This is a genomic window from Micromonospora sp. NPDC023814 (assembly GCF_040639595.1).
Lineage (GTDB): Bacteria > Actinomycetota > Actinomycetes > Mycobacteriales > Micromonosporaceae > Micromonospora.
Window position 1 is genome coordinate 1 of sequence record NZ_JBFAAF010000226.1, and the last position, 1,570, is coordinate 1,570.

Here is a 1,570-nt window from a genome sequence, read left to right on the forward strand (position 1 = left end):
ATCCCTGTCTGTCAGGGTGAGTTGAGGCCAGCGGCTCGTAGCAATTCCCGCTGACAGGGCGAGATCAGGATCGATTGGCGTTGAGTGTTTCTGTTGGTGTCGTCTCGGCCCAGGATGGTGGGGTCATGAGTCGTAAGCGAGGTCCGCGTTCGGATGGACCGCGGGCACGTCGAGCGTTCACGCCGGCGCAGAAGCTGGACCTGCTGACCCGTTACGAGCAGGCCGTAGCGGCTGGTGAGGGCGGGGCGTTCCTGCGGGAGCAGGGGTTGTACTCGTCGTTGATGAGTGAGTGGCGGCGGGCTCGTGACGCGGGTCTGCTGCAGGGCAGGGCGCCCGGGGAGTCGGTGGGGCGGCCGAGCGCGGAGCAGGCGGAGATCGCGGCGTTGAAGCGGGAGGTGGAGGTGACCCGCGCCAGGCTCGCCCGGACCGAGACCGCTTTGGAGATCATGGGAAAAGCACGCGAGCTCTTGGAGGACATCTCCAGGAGCGAGCCGGACGTGCCGGACGTGTTCAAGCGCGGACGGTGATGTTGGACGCGTATCGGGCGTTGGCCGCCGCCGGCACCTCGACACGGGCTGCGGCGCGGGTGACGGGTATCGGCCGCGCGACGGTCGACCGGCACCGGAGGCGGCCGACACCGTTGCCTGCGGTGCGGCGGGAGCCGGCCAACGCCCTGTCGCAGGCGGAACGTGCGCTGGTGTTGAAGATGCTCGACAGCCCCGAGTTCGTTGACGCCGCTCCGGCGCAGGTGTACGCGGCGTTGCTGGACCAGGGCGTGTACATGGCCTCGATCGCCACGATGTACCGGATCCTGCGCGAGCACCGTCAGGTCCGTGAACGGCGGCGGCAGGCCCGCCACCGTCCCCGGACCCGCCCGGAGTTGGTCGCCACCGGCCCCGGCCAGGTGTACTCGTGGGACATCACCAAACTCGCCGGACCCGTCAAGGGTGTGTACTACGACGCCTACGTGATGATCGACGTGTACTCCCGCTATATCGTCGGTGTGCGGGTGCACTCCCGCGAGTCCGGTCCCCTGGCCGAGGACATGATGCGGCAGGTGTTCGACACCCACGGGATACCGCACGTGGTCCACGCCGACCGGGGTACCTCGATGACCTCGAAGTCCGTGGCGGACCTCCTCGAAGACCTGGGCGTGACCCGGTCGCACTCCCGGCCGAAGGTCAGCAACGACAATCCGTTCAGCGAGGCGTGGTTCAAGACGCTGAAGTACGCCCCGGTCTTCCCGCAGCGGTTCGCGTCCCTGGCCCACGCCCGGGTGTTCATGACCGACTTCGTGGCCTGGTACAACGAGGCACACCGCCACGCCGGCATCGGACTGCACACCCCGGCCGAAGTCCACCACGGCCGCCACCACACGGTCCGCGCAACGCGCGAGCAGACCCTGGCCACCGCCCGCACGGCGCATCCCGAACGGTTCAGCACCACCAGACTCGCACCCAAGATCCTCGACCTACCCGAACAGGTCTGGATCAACAAACCCGACCAGCAAACGGAACCGCAACCGCTGGTCGCTTAACTCCCACTGGCCTCATTCCCTTGACACGTTCCG

The 1,570-nt window shown here is 67.7% G+C and carries 1 pseudogene; it reads left to right on the plus strand.

Annotation, left to right across the window (positions count from 1 at the left end):
• Positions 1-125 precede the first annotated feature (125 nt).
• Positions 126-1,537, plus strand: a pseudogene (locus tag AB0G14_RS35630) (IS3 family transposase).
• Positions 1,538-1,570 lie beyond the last annotated feature (33 nt).